Consider the following 18,288-nt stretch of genomic DNA (forward strand, 5'->3'; position numbering starts at 1 on the left):
GCCGCCGAGACGGCGGCGGGGCGGGAAACGAACAGCACCAGTCCGGCGATCAGCGCGATGACGATCAGCCCGACCAGGCCGTAGCGCAGGCCATTGCGTTCACTCATGGCTAGGCTCCTTGTCGGTGGCGATTTCCGGCAGGACCTGGGCAAGGGTCAGGCGGGAGCGGGTGAAGTAGGTGCGGGCGGCTTGCTGGATGTCTTCGGCGGTGACCGCCTGGATGGCTTCCAGGTCCTTGTCTGCCAGGCGCCAGCCGAGGCCGACGCTTTCCAGCTCGCCTATGGTGCTGGCCTGCCCGGCGATGGAGTCGCGCTCGTAGACCAACCCGGCGATGACCTGGGCGCGCACGCGCTCCAGCTCTTCCTGGCTCGGCGGGTTCTGCTTGAGGTCTTCCAGCTGCTTCCACAGGGCGGCCTCGACCTGGTCCAGCGTCTTGCCGGTCTGCACGTTGGGCGTGGCCGAGAGGAAGAACAGGCCGTCGCCTCGAGAGAAGGCATCGTAGGAGGCCGAGGCGCCGGCGACGATTTCCTCGCCGCGCTCAAGGCGCGCAGACAGGCGTGCGCTGTAGCCGCCGTCGAGGATCGCCGAGATCAGGCGCAGGGCGTTGATCTGTTTCGAGTCATCGCTGCTGCCCAGGGTCGGCACGTTGAAGCCCATGATCAGGCTGGGCAACTGGGTGCGAACATGCAGCTTCAGGCGGCGCTCACCCGGCTCGGCCAGCTCCAGCGGCTTGCGCGCCGCGGGCAGGTCACGTTTGGGGATCTCGCCGAAGTACTTCTGCGCCAGGGCCTTCACCTCGTCGCCAGTCACGTCGCCGACCACGACCAGGGTGGCGTTGTTGGGCGCATACCAGGCCTGGTACCAGTGGCGCAGGTCGTCGATGGTCATGCGCTGCAGGTCGGCCATCCAGCCGATGGTCGGCGTGCGGTAGCCGCTGGCAGGGTAGGCGGCGGCCTTGAAGCGCTCGAAGGCCAGCGCGCTGGGCTTGTCCTCGGTGCGCAGGCGGCGTTCTTCCTTGATCACCTCGATCTCGCTCTTGAACTGGTCGGCCGGCAGGGCGAGGTGCGCCATGCGGTCGGCTTCCAGCTCCAGCGCCACCGGCAGGCGGTCGCGGGCCAGCACCTGGTAGTAGGCGGTGTAGTCGTCGGTGGTGAAGGCGTTCTCTTCCGCGCCGAGGTCGCGCAGCACCAGCGAAGCCTGGCCGGGGCCGAGCTTGCGGCTGCCCTTGAACATCATGTGCTCGAGGGCGTGGGAGAGTCCGGTGAGGCCGGGCGTCTCGTAGCTGGAGCCGACCTTGTACCAGAGCTGGGAGACCACCACCGGGGCGCGGTGGTCCTCGCGGACGACGACCTTCAGGCCGTTGTCCAGGGTGTATTCGTGGGTGGGCTGTGGTTCCGCGGCGCTGGCCATCAGCGGCAGCAACAGGGAGCCGAGCAGCAGGCCGGCATGGCGGCGTGCAAGGGTTTTCATCGTGGACTGAACCTTTCGGGCTGTCCGCAGGGTCTGAGCAGGCTGGCAGCCAGCCTCTTAACCCCGGCGGGCGAGGAGATGCTAGGATACCCATCCGTTTTCCGGGCGGCCACGTTCAGGGCTTCGCAAAGCTGTTTCGAGGCTTTTTTGCCGCCTGTTTCCGTGGCGTCCCCTAGAGATTCGATCCCTACATGTTTGGTTCCAACGACGACAAGAAGGCCCCGCTTGCCGGGGAGAAGAAGGGTCTGTTCGGCTGGTGGCGCAAGAAGCCGCAGGCCGAGGAACAACCCGTAGCCGAAACCGAGCCGCGGGTGGAACAGCCGGCGGCTGCCGAACCGGCTCCCGCCCCCGAGCAGGCCCTTGCCGCCCAGGCCGAGCCGGTTGCCGCGCGCGCCGAGCCGACGCCCGAACCGGTGATCGATGTAGTGCCGGCCAGCGTGCCGGTCGAGCCGCTGGTGCAGCCTGTTACTCAACCTGAGCCGCAACCCGTTGCGCAGCCAGTCGTTGCCGAGGTGCCGCAGGCAGTTGTCCCGCCGGTCGAGCCGGCGCCGGTCGCTGCGCCCGTTCAGCCCGAACCCGCGGCCGAAGCGCCCGCCGTGGTCGCGCAGCCGGAGCCCGAGCCTGAGATCGCCGCGCAGCCCGAGCCGGAACCCGAGCCGCAGGCCCAGCCCGTTAGCGAGCCGAGCAAGCTCGGCTTCTTCGCCCGCCTGAAGCAGGGCCTGTCGAAGACCAGCGCCAGCCTCGGCGAAGGCATGGCCAGCCTGTTCCTGGGCAAGAAGGCCATCGACGACGACCTGCTCGACGAGATCGAGACCCGCCTGCTGACCGCCGACGTCGGCGTCGAGGCCACCACCACCATCGTGCAGAACCTGACCAAGCGTGTTGCGCGCAAGGAACTGGCCGACAGCGAAGCGCTGTACAAGGCCCTGCAGGAAGAACTCGCCAGCCTGCTGCGCCCCGTCGAGCAGCCGCTGACCATCACCCGCGACAAGCAGCCCTACGTGATCCTCGTGGTGGGCGTGAACGGCGTCGGCAAGACCACCACCATCGGCAAGCTGGCGAAGAAGCTGCAGCTCGATGGCAAGAAGGTCATGCTGGCCGCCGGCGATACCTTCCGTGCCGCCGCCGTCGAGCAGCTGCAGGTCTGGGGCGAGCGCAACAACATCGCCGTGATCGCCCAGCACACCGGTGCGGATTCCGCCTCGGTGATCTTCGACGCCGTGCAGGCCGCCAAGGCCCGTGGCGTGGACGTGCTGATCGCCGACACCGCCGGCCGCCTGCACACCAAGGACAACCTGATGGAAGAGCTGAAGAAGGTGCGCCGCGTGATCGGCAAGCTGGACGAGACGGCTCCCCACGAAGTCCTGCTGGTGCTGGATGCCGGCACCGGGCAGAACGCCATCAACCAGGCCAGGCAGTTCAACAACGCAGTCGAACTCACCGGCCTGGCCCTGACCAAACTGGACGGCACGGCCAAGGGCGGGGTGATCTTCGCCCTGGCCAAGCAGTTCGGCCTGCCGATCCGCTACATCGGTGTCGGCGAAGGGATCGACGATCTGCGAACCTTCGAAGCCGACGCTTTCGTCCGTGCACTCTTCGAGACCCGGGAAATCGCATGATCCGTTTCGAGCAGGTTGGTAAGCGCTACCCCAACGGCCACGTCGGCCTGCACGAGATTTCGTTCCGCGTGCCGCGCGGCGAGATCATGTTCGTCACTGGCCATTCCGGCGCGGGCAAGAGCACCCTGCTGCGCCTGATCCTGGCGATGGAACGGCCCACCTCCGGCAAGCTGCTGCTCGGCGGGCAGGACGTCTCGCGCATCTCCACCGCGCAGATTCCCTTCCTGCGCCGGCAGATCGGCGTGGTGTTCCAGAATCACCAGTTGCTCGATGATCGCAGCGTATTCGAGAACGTTGCCCTGCCGATGCAGATCCTCGGCCTGCCCAAGGCGGACATCGCCTACCGCGTCGAAGCGGCGCTGGACCGGGTGAACCTCAAGGAGAAGGCCGAAGACCGTCCGTCCGACCTTTCCACCGGCCAGCAGCAGCGCGTCGGCATCGCCCGTGCGGTGGTACACCGCCCGGCACTGCTGCTCGCCGACGAACCCACCGGCAACCTCGACCCGCGCCTGGCCTCGGAAATCATGTCCGTATTCGAAGACATCAACCGCCTGGGCACCACCGTGCTGATCGCCAGCCACGACCTGGCCCTGATCGCCCGTATGCGCCACCGGATGATCACCCTGCAGCGCGGCCGCATCATCGCCGACCGTGAGGAGAACGCCTGATGAGCGCCAATGACCTGCCCCGCGGCGACGAAGAAGGCACCCCGACGCGCAATACACGCGAGCGGCCGGACGACAACGAGCACCAGGACCACAGCGCCTCCCTCGCGGCCTACGCGGAAAACCACCGCGCCAGCCTGATGGACAGCCTGCACCGCCTGGTCAGCCATCCCTTCGGCAGCTTCTTCACCTGCCTGGTGATGGGCATCACCCTGAGCCTGCCCATGGGGCTGTCGCTGCTGCTGAACAACGTTGAGCGACTCGGCGGCTCCTGGCAGCGCGCCGCGCAGATTTCCCTGTTCCTCGACCTCAAGGCCAGCGAGGCCCAGGGCCAGGACCTGCGCGAACAGATCGAGAAGATGCCCGACGTGATCGAGGCGCAGCTGATCAGCCGCGAAGATGCGCTGAAAGAACTGCAGGAGCAGTCCGGCCTCGGCGAAGCATTGAAGGAATTGCCTGACAACCCGCTGCCTGCGGTCATCTCGGTGACGCCCAAGCAGATCGACAAGGCCCAGCTGGATGCCTTGCGTCAAAGGTTGTCCGAGCTGCCGGGTGTACAACAGGCGCAGCTGGACCTGGTCTGGGTCGAGCGGCTGTCGGCGATCCTCAAGCTGGGCGACCGCTTCGTCTTCGGCCTGACCATCCTGCTGGTGCTGACGCTGCTGCTGGTGATCGGCAACACCATCCGCCTGCACATTGAAAACCGCCGTAACGAAATCGAAGTCATCAAGCTGGTCGGCGGGACGGACGGTTACGTGCGTCGCCCCTTCCTCTATATGGGCGCGCTTTACGGCCTGGGCGCCGGCATCCTGTCCTGGGCCCTCCTGGCCTTTGGTCTGAACTGGCTCAATGGCGCGGTAGTCAACCTGGCAGGCCTGTACGGCAGCGACTTCGGCCTGGCCGGCGTGCCGGTGGATGACGGCCTTTCGCTCACCGTGGGCGCCGTGCTGCTGGGCTGGATCGGCGCCTGGCTGGCCGTGGCGCGTCACCTGCGCGAGCTGGCTCCGCGCTGAAACCCCTGATTTTGCTGGGGTCAAGCGGGTGTAAAGGAACTTTTACACCCGCTTGCAGTCAGATTTCGCAGTGCTACACTGCGCGAGTTTCGTGAATCGGAGGATTCGCATGACCACTTCCCTGCAACCTGTCTATGCCCTGGCTCCCGGTGCGAACCTGGAAGCCTACGTGCACTCGGTGAACAGCATTCCGCTGTTGACGCCGGAGCAGGAGCGCGAACTGGCCGAACGCCTCTTCTACCAGCAAGATCTGGAAGCGGCACGGCAAATGGTTCTGGCGCACCTGCGCTTCGTCGTGCACATCGCCCGGAGTTATTCCGGGTATGGCCTGTCACAAGGCGATCTGATCCAGGAAGGCAACGTCGGCCTGATGAAGGCCGTGAAGCGTTTCAACCCGGAAATGGGTGTACGCCTGGTGTCGTTCGCCGTCCACTGGATCAAGGCCGAGATCCATGAGTTCATCCTGCGCAACTGGCGGATCGTGAAAGTCGCGACCACCAAGGCGCAGCGCAAGCTGTTCTTCAACCTGCGCAGCCAGAAGAAGAAACTGGCCTGGCTGAGCAATGACGAAGTGCACCGCGTCGCGGAGACCCTCGGTGTCGAGGCCCGCGAAGTCCGCGAGATGGAGAGCCGTCTCACCGGACAGGACATGGCCTTCGACCCGGCGGCGGATGCCGACGACGAGAGCGCCTACCAGTCCCCGGCGCACTACCTGGAAGACCATCGCTACGACCCGGCGCGCCAGCTGGAGGAAGCGGACTGGAGCGACAGCTCCACCGCCAGCCTGCACGAGGCGCTGGAAGGCCTGGACGAACGCAGCCGCGACATTCTCTACCAGCGCTGGCTGGCCGAGGAGAAGGCCACGCTGCACGACCTGGCGGCCAAGTACAACGTGTCCGCCGAGCGGATCCGTCAGTTGGAAAAGAACGCGATGAACAAGCTCAAGGGTCGCATCGAAGCCTGACCGGCTTCGATGCGCCCTGCGAGTCGCAAACCGCACCCTGGTGCGGTTTTTTTCTGTCCGCTCGTCTGTGTCTGGAGAGTCCCATGTCGCGCCTGCGTCCCGTCCACGGGATGTTCTTCCTGGTCATCGCCCTGCTGGCCTTCGGCCTGGGTACCTGGGTCGCCCGCACGTCGCCGCCACCCAAGCCACCGCAGTGGTTCAACGACTGGAAGGAAAAGGTCTTCGAGCCGCTGGCCGACGACAAGCTCACGCTGAATGACCTGCAGGACCAGCAGGCCGGTGAGCTATGGCTGACCGCCAGCCAGGATGGCCCGCAGCTGCATTATCGCGGCAAGCTGGATACCGCCGAAGGGCCCTGGCACGTCGAGGCGGAACTGGCATTGAGCGAGGCCGAGCATGCCAGCCTGGCCAAGGCCACCGGCATGCAGCCGAGCAGCAAGGACCAGCCGTTGAGTGCTGAGCTCATGGGGCAGTTGGGCAACAAGCCGGTCTCCGAACTGGCGCTGGCGCCGCAGCAGGACCTCGCGGTCGGCCGCCTGGCGGTGAGCCTGGGCGACCCGCGCCTGCGCCTGCAGGTGGATGGCGGCGAGGCCTGGGTCTACCCGGAGAAGGGTATGACCGTGCTGCATCGCGACGGCACCCTGCAGTGGGTGCGGGTGGTGCCGCGCGATACCTTCAAGCCCGGTGCGGAAGCACCCTCTCCCCAGCCCTCTCCCTGAAGGGAGAGGGGGCAGTCCGGCAGAATGGTTGGTTTTCGTGTCCCTCCTGCTGCTTCGGGAAGGCTCAGGGCCTTCGGTTGGCGCCGAGCAGTCCCCTCTCCCTTCAGGGAGAGGGTTAGGGAAAGGGAGATTGCCGTGTTCAGGAGTCTCCAGCGCCATTGTTCACGCTTTTACAGCCGCTGCAGGTAATCGCTGCCGCCCAGCTGCCACATCTGCTGGCGAATCCACGAGGCGCGCTGGCGCACGTAGGGGCCGGGCTTGCCGGCGCTCCACTTGCGCGGGTTGGGCAGTACGGCGGCGAGCAGGCTGGCCTGCTGCTGTGACAGGCGCTTCGCATCCACGCCGAAGTGATGCTGCGCGGCGGCCTGGGCGCCGAATACGCCGGCATCCCATTCCACGCTGTTGAGGTAGACCTCGAGAATCCGCTGCTTGGACCAGAAGGTCTCGATCAGCAGGGTGAACCAGGCCTCGAAGCCCTTGCGCACCCAGCTGCGGCCGGTCCACAGGAAGACGTTCTTCGCCACCTGCTGGCTGATGGTGCTGCCGCCGCGCACCTTGCCGCCCTGCTCGTTGTGCGCGAGGGCTTTCTGGATCGCCGGTACGTCGAAGCCGTGGTGTTCAGCGAACTTCTGGTCCTCGCTGGCGATCACCGCGAGCTTGAGGCTGTCCGGCAGCTCGTCCCAGGGGCGCCAGCTGCGCTGCAGGTCGATAGGCTTGCCGTTGAACCAGGACTCGACCTTGCGCTCGACCATCACCATGGTCCCCGGCGGCGGCACCCAGCGCAGGACGATGACCAGCCCGACGCTGATGGCGACGAACCAGAGCGCGATCTTCAGCAGACGGCGGAGCAGCTTGGGCATGCGAGGCTTTGCCTGGGCGGATGAGCGGGCCATTATAGCGGCACTCACCTGTCTGGAGCTTTCCGATGCTGCGTACTTTCCTGATGCTCGCCGCCTTCTTCGGTTTCACCGGCGTCGCCCTCGGTGCCTTCGCCGCCCATGGCCTGAAGAGCAAGCTCACGCCCGAGTACCTGGCGGTGTTCCAGACCGGCGTGCACTACCAGATGCTGCATGCCCTGGCGCTGTTCGGCGTGGCGCTGCTCTCGGCGCACATCGGCGGCACCCTGATCAGCCTCGCCGGCTGGGCCTTCACCGTCGGCATCCTGCTGTTCTCCGGCAGCCTCTACCTGCTGACCCTGGCGGGCCTGGGCGTGGGCATCATCACCCCGATCGGCGGGCTGTTCTTCCTGATCGGCTGGGCGCTGTTGCTGGCGGCGGCCTTCCAGCTGGGTTGACCCGAACGTCAGAAAAGCCCGAGTGCGACGCTCCGGTAACTTGGTCATCCGGCGCGATCGGGCTAGAATGCCGACCCCTCCAGCAATGGCCGTCCCGCCCATGCGTATTCAGTTGAACGGCGAACCTTTCGAGCTGCCCGACGGCCACACTGTCGCCAACCTGCTCGAGCGTCTCGACCTCACCGGCAAGCGTGTCGCGGTCGAGCTCAATCTGGACATCGTGCCGCGCAGCCAGCACGCCGCCACCGCCCTGAGCGAAGGCGACCAGGTGGAAGTGGTGCACGCCATCGGCGGCGGCTAGCGGCCGCCTCCCAGACCTTCAGGCCCCGCCCGCCTTTCCTTCAGGAGTGATCCGATGAGCCAAACCAACTCCAACCTGCCGGTCGACAAGCCCTTCACCCTGGCTGGCCGCACCTACAATTCGCGGCTGCTGGTCGGCACCGGCAAGTACAAGGACCTCGAGGAGACCCGCGTCGCCATCGAGGCCTCGGGCGCCGAGATCGTCACCGTCGCCGTGCGCCGCACCAACATCGGCCAGAACCCGGGCGAACCGAACCTGCTGGACGTGATCCCGCCGGATCGCTACACCATCCTGCCGAACACCGCCGGCTGCTACGACGCCGTCGAGGCCGTGCGGACCTGCCGCCTGGCCCGCGAGCTGCTCGATGGGCACAACCTGGTCAAGCTGGAAGTCCTGGCCGACCAGAAGACCCTCTTCCCCAATGTCGTCGAAACCCTCAAGGCCGCCGAAGTGCTGGTCAAGGACGGCTTCGACGTCATGGTGTACACCAGCGACGACCCGATCATCGCCCGCCAGCTGGCCGAGATCGGCTGCATCGCGGTGATGCCGCTGGCCGGCCTGATCGGCTCGGGCCTGGGCATCTGCAACCCCTACAACCTGCGCATCATCCTCGAAGAAGCCAGTGTCCCGGTGCTGGTGGATGCCGGCGTGGGCACCGCCTCCGACGCCACCATCGCCATGGAACTGGGCTGCGAGGCCGTGCTGATGAACACCGCCATCGCCCACGCGCAGAACCCGGTGATGATGGCCGAGGCCATGAAGCACGCCATCGTCGCCGGCCGCCTGGCCTATCTGGCCGGTCGCATGCCGCGCAAGCTGTACGCCAGCGCGTCGTCGCCGATGACAGGCCTGATCAACTAAGTATTTCCATCCCGACACGCGGGCCGGTTTGCCGGGGGCAGCCGGCCCGCGCGTGCATTTACCCGCAAGGTTTGAGTCATGAGTGAGCTTCCCGAGAACCAGTCCGACGCCGACAACCGTCCGATGCGCGCCATCAAGAGCTTCGTGATGCGCGCCGGACGCATGACCGAAGGCCAGCAGCGCGGCCTCGACCAGGGCTGGCCGAAGTTCGGCCTGGAGCTGGCCGACGGTCTGCGGGATTTCGACCAGGTATTCGGGCGCCAGGCGCCGCGTACCTTCGAGATCGGCTTCGGCATGGGCCACGCCACCCTGGAAATGGCGGCTGCCGCGCCGGACCAGGACTTCATCGGCGTGGAGGTGCACCGTCCGGGCGTCGGCGCGCTGCTCAACGGCATGCTCACGCAGAACCTGAGCAACATCCGTGTCTACAGCTGCGACGCCATCGAAGTCCTGCGCGACTGCGTGGCCGATGCCAGTCTCGACCGCCTGCTGCTGTTCTTCCCTGACCCGTGGCACAAGTCGCGTCACCACAAGCGCCGCATCGTGCAGCCGGCCTGGGCGGAGCTGGTACGCCAGAAGCTGAAGGTCGGCGGCGTGCTGCACATGGCCACCGACTGGGAACACTATGCCGAGCACATGCTGGAAGTGATGAATGCCGCACCCGGCTATCGCAACCTGTCGGCGGACAATACCTATGTACCGCGCCCGGAAGAGCGCCCGGTCACCAAGTTCGAACGTCGCGGGGAGCGACTCGGGCATGGTGTCTGGGACCTGAAGTTCCAGCGAGTCGACTGATTCACCGGAAGAAGGCCTGCCATGCGGGCCTTTTTCATGCACCAGCACCCTACAGACCGGGACCACCCGGCAGGCCGCCAAGGCCACCCTCACCTCCTGAATAAAAAGCGGCATCCGCCGCGGACGAAAATAAGAGTGACGGACAGGAGTCCGTCGCAAAGGAGTCTGCTGTGTTGAAGAAACTTGCTGTACTGCTGATGGCGGGAGCGTGGGCCCTGCCGGCGCAGGCGAAAGTCGATGCCACCGAGGCCGCTCGACTGGGCCGCGACCTGACGCCGATGGGGGCGGAAATGGCCGGCAACGCCAGTGGCACCATCCCTGCGTGGACCGGCGGCATCACCAGCGCCCCGGCGGGCTACCAGCCCGGCACCCACCACCTCGATCCGTACGCTGCCGATGCCGTGCAGTACAAGGTCGACAGCAAGAACCTGGCGCAGTACCAGGCATTGCTTACTCCCGGCACCCAGGCGCTGCTGCAGGAAAACCCGGACTACTACCTGCGCGTCTTCCCCAGCCGCCGCAGCGCATCCCTGCCCCAGCGCATCTATGACGCCACCCGCTTCAACGCCGAGAACGCCGAGCTGATCGCCGACGGCAACGGCGTGCAGGGCGCCGCCGCCGGTGTGCCGTTCCCGATGCCCAGGACGGGCCTGGAAGCCATCTGGAACCACATCATGCGCTACCGTGGCGAGCAGATTCACATGGTGACCAACCAGGCCGCCGTGCTCGCCAGCGGCAGCTACAACCTGCTCAAGCTCGACCGCTACGTGTACTTCAACTACGGCCGCGAGGGCATGACCCCGCAGGACCTGAACAACACGCTGTTCTACTACAAGTACAACATCGTCGCCCCGGCCAAGCTCGCCGGCTCCGCGCTGGTGGTGCAGGAGACCCTCGACCAGGTGCTGTCGATCCGCAAGGCCTGGCGTTTCAACAGCGGCGAGCGCCGCGTGCGCCGCCTGCCGAGCCTGGCCTACGACACCCTGCAGCCGGACACCAACGGCCTGGCCACCGCGGACACCGTGGACGTCTACAACGGCGCACCGGACCACTACGAGTGGCAGCTGCTGGGCAAGCGCGAGATGCTGGTGCCGTACAACAGCTACGCGGTGCACCAGAAGGGCATTCCCTACGCCGATATCCTCAAGACCAAGACCCTCAACCCCGAGCTGCTGCGCTACGAGCCGCACCGCGTCTGGGTGGTCGAGGCGACCCTGCGCAAGGGCATGGGCCATCCGTTCGCCAAGCGCCGCTTCTACCTGGATGAGGACAGCTGGCAGATCCTTGCCTCGGACATCTATAACGCCGACGGCAAGCTGATCCGCGCCCAGGAAGTGCATCCCATCAACTACTACGACGTGCCCATGGTGCTCAGCACCCTGGAAGCGCTGTACGACTTCGAAGGGGCGCGCTACTTCGTCGACGGCCTGGACAACAACGAGCCGATGTACGACTTCAAGGCCCCCCTGGGGCCGCGCGACTTCACCCCGCAGGCGTTGCGCCGCGAGGGCAACTGAGTCCAGCAGAGGCCGCCGCGAGGCGGCCTTTGTCTATCCGCGGGATGTGGCTGTAGGAGCGAGCTTGCTCGCGAAGGTGCTACCTGGCGGCGCCGATGTTGGGGCGGTTCGCGAGCAAGCTCGCTCCTACGAAATGCCCATCCCTCGGCGGCGTCCCGGTTTCGATCGCGCCCGTCACTCGATCAGCTCGGCGCCCAGCACCGTGGTTTCCGGCATGCGCATCGGCGCCGGGCTGATCTGCAGGTACTTGATGCTGGTGCGCGGGATGATCAGCAGGTCGCCGTCCACCTCGATGCTGATCACCGGCGACTCCATCTGCTTGCGGATGCCGCGCGCCACTTCGGCGGGGTCGTCGCTCTGTTGCGGGAAGCGCAGCGCCAGGCGCTGGCCATCGGAAAAGTGCAGGTAGAGATGCTTGATCGGCTTCATGTGTCCTCCGGCGGGTTCGTGGCCAACCGCCGGAGAGACGCAGGTCAACTGCGGTCGGCGATCATGCCAATCACGAAGAACACTAGCAGCAGGACGGGCGCCAGGGTGTAGTTGTTGAAATAACCCAGGCCCTTGGCCAGCCACGGGGTGACGAAGACCATCGCCAGGCCGTAGCCCACGGCGCAGATCAGCACGAACAGCAGGGTGCGGAAGACGAAGTTCAGGCTGCCGATGCGCTGTTGTACCCAGGCGTTGATGGCCGGACCGAACAGCACCAGCACGGTGGCCATGATCGCCAGGGCGATGTCGGACAGATGGCCGCGGCACCAGCGGGAGACGTTGGCAATCAGGTCGAGCGCGAAGTCCATGGAGGCTCCTTGGGGTTCAGAGTCGCCGGGGAGTGTACACGTCGGGCGGCGGCAGCGTCGCCCGGCGCATTCTCAAGGCAGGAAGCGCTGCAACAGGTCGTTGAGGAACAGCTGGCCGCGCTCGGTGGGTGCCAGTCGTTGCGGGTCGTCCAGCAGCAGGCCGTCCTGTCGCGCCTGGCGGCAGGCTTGGTCGATGGCGGCCAGCGGCAGGCCGGTGCGCTCGGTGAAGGTCGCCGCCGGCACGCCGTCGGTGAGACGCAGGGCGTTCATCATGAACTCGAAGGGCAGGTCGTCCGCCTCCAGGTCGCGCTCGCCGGCCTGGAAGGGCTTCCCCGGGTTCAGGTAGTCCTTCGGCAGGCGGGTCTTCCAGGTGCGCAGGATGCGGCCTTGCGGGGTGCTCAGCTTGGCGTGGGCGCCGGCGCCGATGCCGAGGAAGTCGCCGAAGGTCCAGTAGTTCAGGTTGTGCCGCGCGCGCTTGCCGTCACGGGCGTAGGCCGAGGTTTCGTACTGCACGTAGCCCGCCTGCGCGAGCAGCGCCTGGCCGGCTTCCTGGATTTCCCACAGCTGGTCGTCCTCGGGCAGCTCCGGCGGCTGGCTCCAGAACACCGTGTTCGGCTCCATGGTCAGCTGGTACCAGGACAGGTGCGTGGGAGCCAGTTCGATGGCCTGCTGCAGGTCGGCCAGCGCGTCGGCGACGCTCTGCTCCGGCAGGCCGTGCATCAGGTCCAGGTTGAAGTTGTCGAAGCCGGCGCGGCGGGCCATTTCGGCGGCGCGTACCGCTTCGTCACCGTCGTGGATGCGCCCCAGGGCCTTGAGTTTCGCGGCCTGGAAGCTCTGGATGCCGATGGACAGCCGGTTGATGCCCAGCGCCCGGTAATCGGCGAACTTGGCCTGCTCGAAGGTGCCGGGGTTGGCTTCCAGGGTGATCTCGATGTCGCTCTCGAAGCCGACCTGCCGCTCCAGCCCTTCGAGGATGCGGCCCAGCGCCTTGGCGGAGAACAGGCTGGGCGTGCCGCCGCCGAAGAAGATCGAGGTCAGCTTGCGGCCGTGCACGTAGCCGCGATCGGCCGCCAGGTCAGCCAGCAGCGCTTCGACGTAGGCGTCCTCGGGCAGCTCCGGGCCGGCGGCGTGGGAGTTGAAGTCGCAATAGGGGCATTTGCGCACGCACCAGGGGATGTGCACGTACGCCGCCAGGGGCGGGAGCGAGAAGCTGCAAGCTTCAAGCTGCAGGCTGTCCGTGCTCTTACTTGTCGCTTGCGGCTTGTGGCTTGCAGCTGCCTTCATAGCCCCAGCCGCTGCTTCAGCAGGGCCATCGCGCGGGCGCGGTGGCTGAGCTGGTTCTTGCGTTCGGGCGGCAGTTCGGCGCTGGAGCACTCGGCTTCCGGCACCCAGAACAGCGGGTCGTAGCCGAAGCCGTGTTCGCCGCGGGCCTCGCGCAGGATGCTGCCGTGCCAGAGGCCTTCGCAGAGGATCGGCAGCGGGTCGTCGGCGTGGCGGACCAGGGCCAGCACGCTGACGAACTGGGCGCCGCGTTGCTCGTCCGGCACGTCCTTCAGGGCGTCCAGCAGCTTGGCGTTGTTCGCCGCGTCACCCTTGCCGTCGGCGTAGCGCGCCGAGTAGATGCCCGGCGCGCCGCCGAGAAAATCCACTGCCAGGCCCGAGTCGTCGGCCAGCGCCGGCAGGCCGGAGATGCGCGCGGCGTTGCGGGCCTTGAGGATGGCGTTCTCGACGAAGGACAGGCCGGTCTCTTCCGGCTCCACGTCGCTGAACTCGCCGATGGAGCGCACCTTCACGTGGGCTCCGAGCATGGCCTGGAGTTCCTTGAGCTTGCCGGCGTTGTGACTGGCCAGCACCAGTTGTTCGAGCTTGATCATTCGTCTGGGAAGATTTCCTGCATGAAATCGAAGCTTTGCGGGGCTTCGTTTCCGGACTGGACCTGGATGGAGAAGGTCAGGGTTTCGCGGCCTTCGATGGGGAACTGCGCCAGGTTGTAGACGGCGCCTTCCTCGACCACGCGCTTGAAGGTCAGGGGGATGTTCTGCCCCATCAGGTTCTTCGCGCTGCCTGCGACGGTGACGTTGGCCGGCTTGCCGCTGGCGTCCAGCGGCACGATGTTGACCACGCCCTGGGCCTTGCTGCGCACCACGCCCACCGCTTGCGCGACGTTGGGCTGGAGGAAGCTGGAGTTGAACACGCTGTAGTGCACCTGCAGGTCGCCCAGGCGCTTCACCTGTTCGGCGAAGGCGGGCAGGGCGAGGACCAGGCAGGCGAGGAAGGTAAGCAGGCGGCGCATGATGTTTCTCCCGGGCTCTATCAGATAGCCGCGATCAGACGGCGATGCGGTGGTCTTGCACGCCAGCGCCGCTGATCCGGTAGATGCCGATCTCACCCAACAGATTAGGCCAGATTCGCGAGGCCCAGCCATGCTGGTGCTCGTGGTCCACCGCCAGGCGGTCGAGCACCTTGGCGTGCTGCTCGTGGCAGAGCGCCTCGAAGTCGCGGAAGGTGCAGAAGTGGATGTTCGGCGTGTTGTACCAAGTGTACGGAAGGAAATCCGACACCGGCATGCGGCCATTGCGCGCGAGGTACCAACGGCAGCGCCAGTGGCCGAAGTTGGGGAAGGTGATGATGCAGGTCTTGCCCACGCGGAGCATCTCCGCCAGCACCTTGTCCGGATAGCGCAGGGCCTGCAGCGACTGGGTCATCACGACCACGTCGAAGCTGTCGCTGGCAAAGTTGCCCAGCCCCTTGTCCAGGTCCTGTTCGATGACGTTGACGCCACGTTCGATGCATTTGGCGATCTTGTCGGAGTCGATCTCCAGGCCATAGCCGCCGACCTGCTTGTGGTCGCGCAGCCAGGCGAGCAGCTCGCCGTCGCCGCAGCCCAGGTCGAGCACGCGGCTGCCGGCGGGGATCCAGTCTTGGATGATTTCCAGGTCGGCGCGCATAGCACTCCTTAAAAGGCGATCCTTATACGATGATGCGGTTCATGTAACCGCCAAAGGCTTGCAGGTAGCGCGGAATCGGCATCAGGAAGGCGTCGTGGCCCTGCGGTGCGTCGATTTCCAGGTAGCTGACGTTCTTCTTCGCCGCCAGCAGCGCGTCGACGATCTCCCGCGAGCGCGCCGGGGAGAAGCGCCAGTCGGTGGTGAAGGACATCACGCAGAAGTCCGCCTTCACCCCCGACAGGGTCCGCGCCAGGTCGTCGCCGTGGGCGGCGGCCGGGTCGAAGTAGTCCAGCGCCTTGGTCATCAGCAGGTAGGTGTTGGCGTCGAAGCGGGTGGAGAATTCCTCGCCCTGGTAGCGCAGGTAGCTTTCCACCTGGAATTCGACGCTGTGCAGGTCGTAGTTGAGCTTCTCCGACTTCATGTCGCGGCCGAACTTGGCGCCCATGGCGTCATCGGAGAGGTAGGTGATGTGCCCGACCATCCGCGCCAGGCGCAGGCCGCGCTTGGGGATGACGTCGTGTTCCTGGAAGTGGCCGCCGCAGAATTCCGGGTCGGAAAGGATGGCCTGGCGCGCGACCTCGTTGAAGGCGATGTTCTGCGCCGACAGCTTGGGCGCGCTGGCGATGCACAGGCAGTGACGCACGCGCTCGGGGTAGCTGATGGTCCACTGCAGCGCCTGCATGCCGCCCAGGCTGCCGCCGACGATGGCGGCCCAGCTGTGGATGCCGAGGCGGTCGGCCAGGCGCGCCTGGCTGTGCACCCAGTCTTCCACGGTAACCACGGGGAAGTCCGCGCCGTAGGCCTTGCCGGTGGCGGGGTTGAGGCTGGTCGGCCCGGTGGAGCCGTTGCAGCCGCCCAGGTTGTTCAGTGCGACGACGAAGAACTTGCGGGTGTCGATGGGCTTGCCCGGACCGATGCAACTGTCCCACCAGCCCGGCTTGCGTTCGTCTTCGCTGTGGTAACCGGCAGCGTGGTGGTGGCCGGAGAGCGCGTGGCAGATCAGCACGGCGTTGCTCGCCGTGGCGTTCAGCTCGCCGTAGGTCTCGATCACCAGCTGGTATTCGGGCAGCGTCTTGCCGCAGGCCAGGGGCAGCGGTTCGTTGAACTGCAGCGTCTGGGGGGTGACCAGACCGACGGAATCTTCGGGGAAGACTGTTGGCATCGACCCAGCTCATGAATAAAAAAGGACGGCCAGTCTAAAGAGCGCCGCCCCCTGCGGCAAGCGCACTCGGAAGGGGGCGGGGCGAGCGTGGCGCGGGGTTCAGGCGCGCTGGGAGGTGGGCAGGGTGACGACCTTGGCCTGGCGCTGCAGCGGCGCCGGGCGGCGCAGCTGGCGGAGGATATCGGTGGCCTCGGCGAGCTGCTGTTCCAGCTCCTCGGTGTAGCGTCCCAGCAGCAGCGAGCGCTGGCGTGCCTGCTGGGTTTCCTGGGCCAGGGCCTTGAGGCGCAGCATGTGGGTTTCCAGCATCTGCTTGTGCTCCAGGCTGTATTGCATCAGCGGCATCAGGGCGTCGGCGGCCCATTGCTCGGCCTCCTCGCGCAGGCGCTGGTGCAGGCCGATGACTTCCTGGGCAACGGTGGCGAAGAAGCGCCGGGTCAGCAGGCGCTGCTCGGTGAGCAGGGTCTTCAGGTGCAGGCGGAAGCGGTCGGCCTTCTCCTGCAGCTTGGCGAGGTCGCGCAGGTAGCGCTGCACGCGGAACTGCGGGGCGTCCAGGGCGTTGAGCGGGTTTTCCTCGTTGTGCCGCTGGTAGATGGCGGCGACCATGCGGTTGGCGGTCTCCGCTTCGTGGCCGAGGGCGACCAGGTCGCCTTCCACGGTGCGGAAGAACTGCAGGATGGCCTGGTGGATGCCGATCGTGGTCCAGCTGCCGCGCAGCTTGTCGTGGACCTTCTTCAGGTGCTGCTGCAGGCGCTCGGCGCGCACGGCCTCGCGCAGCTGCTCGCCCTGATGGCGCAGCAGGCGCTGGTTGGTCTTGAGGCTGAGCAGGCGCTTGTGGTGCAGGTTGTGGTCGTCCTTGGTCCGCGCGGTCAGTTCGAACAGCAGCTGGCCGCTGTCCTGCTGCTGGTCGTTGAGCAGCGCCTGCTGCTCCTTCACCTTGTCCAGGCGTACGCGCAGGCTGTGCTGGCTGTTGTTGACCAGCGCCAGCACTTGGCCGACCACGGCGTCCTCCAGCAGGCGCTCCTTCTGCGCAACGATGCGCTCGCAGAGCAACTCCTCCAGCGACTCCATCTGGCTGCGCGCGAGCAGTTCGCGGTCGCCGCGCACCTTGGCCAGCAGCGCCTGCTTGGCCGACAGCGGCAGCACGTCCTCGCGGGCGATGCCCAGCTGGCGCGCGGTGGTGTCCTGGATGTGGCGGATGGCGTTCTGCACGAAGGTTTCGCCGGCCAGATCGTCCCAGAGCACGTCGATCTTGTTCAGCACGGCGTAGAGCGTGGTGTGGCCGTCCTCGCCGAGCTGGCGCACGTGGTCCCGCCAGATTGCCATGTCGGAGGCAGTGACGCCGGTGTCGGCGGCCAGCAGGAAGAGGATCGACTGCGCGCTGGGCAGCATCGACAGGGTCAGTTCCGGCTCGCTGCCCAGGGCATTCAGGCCGGGGGTGTCGAGGATGCGCAGGCCCTGGCGCAGCAGCGGATGGTCGAAGTTGACCAGCGCATGGCGCCACGCTGGCACCAGCACGATGCCGGGCTTGTCGGTGGCTTCGAGCATGTCCGGATGGAAGCCCAGCTGGATCGCCTGTTCCACCGGCAGCGGCTTGGTCTTGGCGACCTGGGCGAAGGCCTCGGCCATGTTCGCCGGGTCCGAGGTATCCAGCGGGATGTTCACCCAGTGCCGCGGGATGCGCTTGAACTGCGCCACGCTGGCATCGGCGACGCGGGTCTCGATGGGCAACAGGCGGATGTAGGGGCGTTCCGAGCGCGGGTCGAAGAACAGCTCGGTGGGGCACATGGTGGTGCGCCCGGCCTGCGACGGCAGCATGCGGCGGCCGAATCCGGCGAAGAACAGGCTGTTGATCAGCTCGGTCTTGCCGCGCGAGTACTCGCCGACGAAGGCCAGGGTGATGTGGTCGACACGCAGCAGGCGCAGGGTGCGCTCGAGGCGGTTCTCGATTTCCGGGGTATTCAGCCGCGCGCGCTCCAGCCAGCTGCGATAGCGGGTGATCTCGCGGACCAGCTCGCGCTTCCAGGTGACGTAGGCATCGATCTGCTGACTGAGACGTTCCATGCTCATCCGGGCGTTCCTTGGGCTGGCGCGTCCTGCGCGGGGAAGGGATGGCGTGGATTATGCGGCGGAGTGAAGGAATAGCAATTGGCCTACAGCACATTC

At 66.4% G+C, this 18,288-nt stretch carries 21 protein-coding genes; 10 read left to right on the forward strand and 11 right to left on the reverse strand.

From position 1 onward, the window contains the following. A partial coding sequence (locus ACCC94_RS12870; protein ID WP_413349863.1) for a hypothetical protein occupies positions 1–107 on the reverse strand: 107 nt, incomplete at its 3' end. Then, entirely contained in the window at positions 100–1,470 is a 1,371-nt protein-coding gene (locus tag ACCC94_RS12875; RefSeq protein ID WP_413349842.1) for a M16 family metallopeptidase, read from the reverse strand. The genes ACCC94_RS12875 and ACCC94_RS12870, both read right to left, overlap by 8 nt. Before the next feature lie 191 nt (positions 1,471–1,661). Between ACCC94_RS12875 and ftsY the strand changes: the two genes are divergently transcribed. From ftsY to ACCC94_RS12900, 5 genes are all read left to right on the forward strand, one after another. Continuing rightward, on the forward strand, positions 1,662–3,089 hold the full coding sequence (ftsY, locus tag ACCC94_RS12880) for a signal recognition particle-docking protein FtsY (protein WP_413349843.1): 1,428 nt from the start codon (positions 1,662–1,664) through the stop codon (positions 3,087–3,089). Next, positions 3,086–3,757, forward strand: coding sequence for a cell division ATP-binding protein FtsE (ftsE, locus tag ACCC94_RS12885; RefSeq protein WP_017520095.1), 672 nt, complete (start codon positions 3,086–3,088; stop codon positions 3,755–3,757). Before ftsY ends, ftsE begins: the two co-directional genes overlap by 4 nt. Next, positions 3,757–4,767 (forward strand): permease-like cell division protein FtsX, encoded by a 1,011-nt coding sequence (gene ftsX, locus ACCC94_RS12890; RefSeq protein WP_413349844.1) that lies wholly within the window; start codon positions 3,757–3,759, stop codon positions 4,765–4,767. Before ftsE ends, ftsX begins: the two co-directional genes overlap by 1 nt. Before the next feature lie 109 nt (positions 4,768–4,876). Next, entirely contained in the window at positions 4,877–5,731 is an 855-nt protein-coding gene (rpoH, locus tag ACCC94_RS12895; protein WP_017520097.1) for an RNA polymerase sigma factor RpoH, read from the forward strand. An 83-nt stretch (positions 5,732–5,814) separates the two neighbouring features. Further along, the gene (locus ACCC94_RS12900) at positions 5,815–6,450 is read left to right on the forward strand and encodes a hypothetical protein (RefSeq protein ID WP_413349845.1); all 636 of its coding nucleotides are present in this window, start codon (positions 5,815–5,817) and stop codon (positions 6,448–6,450) included. A 170-nt stretch (positions 6,451–6,620) separates the two neighbouring features. Here the strand turns inward: ACCC94_RS12900 and mtgA are convergent, their stop codons facing one another. After that, the gene (gene mtgA, locus ACCC94_RS12905; protein ID WP_413349846.1) at positions 6,621–7,343 is read right to left on the reverse strand and encodes a monofunctional biosynthetic peptidoglycan transglycosylase; all 723 of its coding nucleotides are present in this window, start codon (positions 7,341–7,343) and stop codon (positions 6,621–6,623) included. 32 nt (positions 7,344–7,375) lie between these two features. Here mtgA and ACCC94_RS12910 point away from each other — a divergent pair, with 32 nt between their 5' ends. The 5 genes from ACCC94_RS12910 to ACCC94_RS12930 all read left to right on the forward strand — a co-directional run bounded on the left by ACCC94_RS12910 (position 7,376) and on the right by ACCC94_RS12930 (position 11,218). Next, complete coding sequence (locus ACCC94_RS12910; protein WP_413349847.1) at positions 7,376–7,744, forward strand: DUF423 domain-containing protein; 369 nt, start codon at positions 7,376–7,378, stop codon at positions 7,742–7,744. A gap of 100 nt (positions 7,745–7,844) precedes the next feature. Next, on the forward strand, positions 7,845–8,045 hold the full coding sequence (gene thiS / locus ACCC94_RS12915; RefSeq protein WP_205338666.1) for a sulfur carrier protein ThiS: 201 nt from the start codon (positions 7,845–7,847) through the stop codon (positions 8,043–8,045). Between the two features lie 54 nt (positions 8,046–8,099). Beyond that, the gene (locus tag ACCC94_RS12920) at positions 8,100–8,906 is read left to right on the forward strand and encodes a thiazole synthase (protein ID WP_413349848.1); all 807 of its coding nucleotides are present in this window, start codon (positions 8,100–8,102) and stop codon (positions 8,904–8,906) included. Positions 8,907–9,029: 123 nt separating this feature from the next. Continuing rightward, a complete protein-coding gene (trmB, locus tag ACCC94_RS12925; protein WP_413349864.1) occupies positions 9,030–9,701 on the forward strand; it encodes a tRNA (guanosine(46)-N7)-methyltransferase TrmB in 672 nt (223 codons plus the stop codon). Between the two features lie 170 nt (positions 9,702–9,871). Further along, positions 9,872–11,218 carry a DUF1329 domain-containing protein gene (locus ACCC94_RS12930; RefSeq protein WP_413349849.1) on the forward strand — a complete coding sequence of 449 codons (1,347 nt, stop codon included), beginning with the start codon at positions 9,872–9,874 and terminating at the stop codon, positions 11,216–11,218. Positions 11,219–11,392: 174 nt separating this feature from the next. Here ACCC94_RS12930 and ACCC94_RS12935 read toward each other — a convergent pair whose 3' ends face one another. The 8 genes from ACCC94_RS12935 to ACCC94_RS12970 form a co-directional block, all read right to left on the reverse strand. Continuing rightward, complete coding sequence (locus ACCC94_RS12935; RefSeq protein ID WP_017520105.1) at positions 11,393–11,647, reverse strand: hypothetical protein; 255 nt, start codon at positions 11,645–11,647, stop codon at positions 11,393–11,395. 44 nt (positions 11,648–11,691) lie between these two features. Next, complete coding sequence (locus ACCC94_RS12940) at positions 11,692–12,015, reverse strand: DUF3392 domain-containing protein (RefSeq protein WP_017520106.1); 324 nt, start codon at positions 12,013–12,015, stop codon at positions 11,692–11,694. Between the two features lie 72 nt (positions 12,016–12,087). Continuing rightward, positions 12,088–13,299 carry a radical SAM family heme chaperone HemW gene (hemW, locus tag ACCC94_RS12945; RefSeq protein ID WP_413349850.1) on the reverse strand — a complete coding sequence of 404 codons (1,212 nt, stop codon included), beginning with the start codon at positions 13,297–13,299 and terminating at the stop codon, positions 12,088–12,090. Next, positions 13,296–13,889 (reverse strand): RdgB/HAM1 family non-canonical purine NTP pyrophosphatase, encoded by a 594-nt coding sequence (gene rdgB, locus ACCC94_RS12950; protein WP_413349851.1) that lies wholly within the window; start codon positions 13,887–13,889, stop codon positions 13,296–13,298. Before rdgB ends, hemW begins: the two co-directional genes overlap by 4 nt. Continuing rightward, positions 13,886–14,308, reverse strand: coding sequence for a DUF4426 domain-containing protein (locus tag ACCC94_RS12955; protein ID WP_413349852.1), 423 nt, complete (start codon positions 14,306–14,308; stop codon positions 13,886–13,888). The genes rdgB and ACCC94_RS12955 overlap by 4 nt, the downstream gene beginning before the upstream one ends. Before the next feature lie 34 nt (positions 14,309–14,342). Continuing rightward, positions 14,343–14,963 carry a methionine biosynthesis protein MetW gene (gene metW / locus ACCC94_RS12960; RefSeq protein ID WP_413349853.1) on the reverse strand — a complete coding sequence of 207 codons (621 nt, stop codon included), beginning with the start codon at positions 14,961–14,963 and terminating at the stop codon, positions 14,343–14,345. 22 nt (positions 14,964–14,985) lie between these two features. Continuing rightward, a complete protein-coding gene (gene metX / locus ACCC94_RS12965) occupies positions 14,986–16,125 on the reverse strand; it encodes a homoserine O-succinyltransferase MetX (protein ID WP_413349854.1) in 1,140 nt (379 codons plus the stop codon). 99 nt (positions 16,126–16,224) lie between these two features. After that, positions 16,225–18,192: a dynamin family protein gene (locus tag ACCC94_RS12970; protein ID WP_413349855.1), complete on the reverse strand. Its 1,968-nt coding sequence runs from the start codon at positions 18,190–18,192 to the stop codon at positions 16,225–16,227. Positions 18,193–18,288 lie beyond the last annotated feature (96 nt).

The sequence above is a fragment of the Pseudomonas sp. Pseusp97 genome (assembly GCF_047304025.1).
Lineage (GTDB): Bacteria > Pseudomonadota > Gammaproteobacteria > Pseudomonadales > Pseudomonadaceae > Pseudomonas.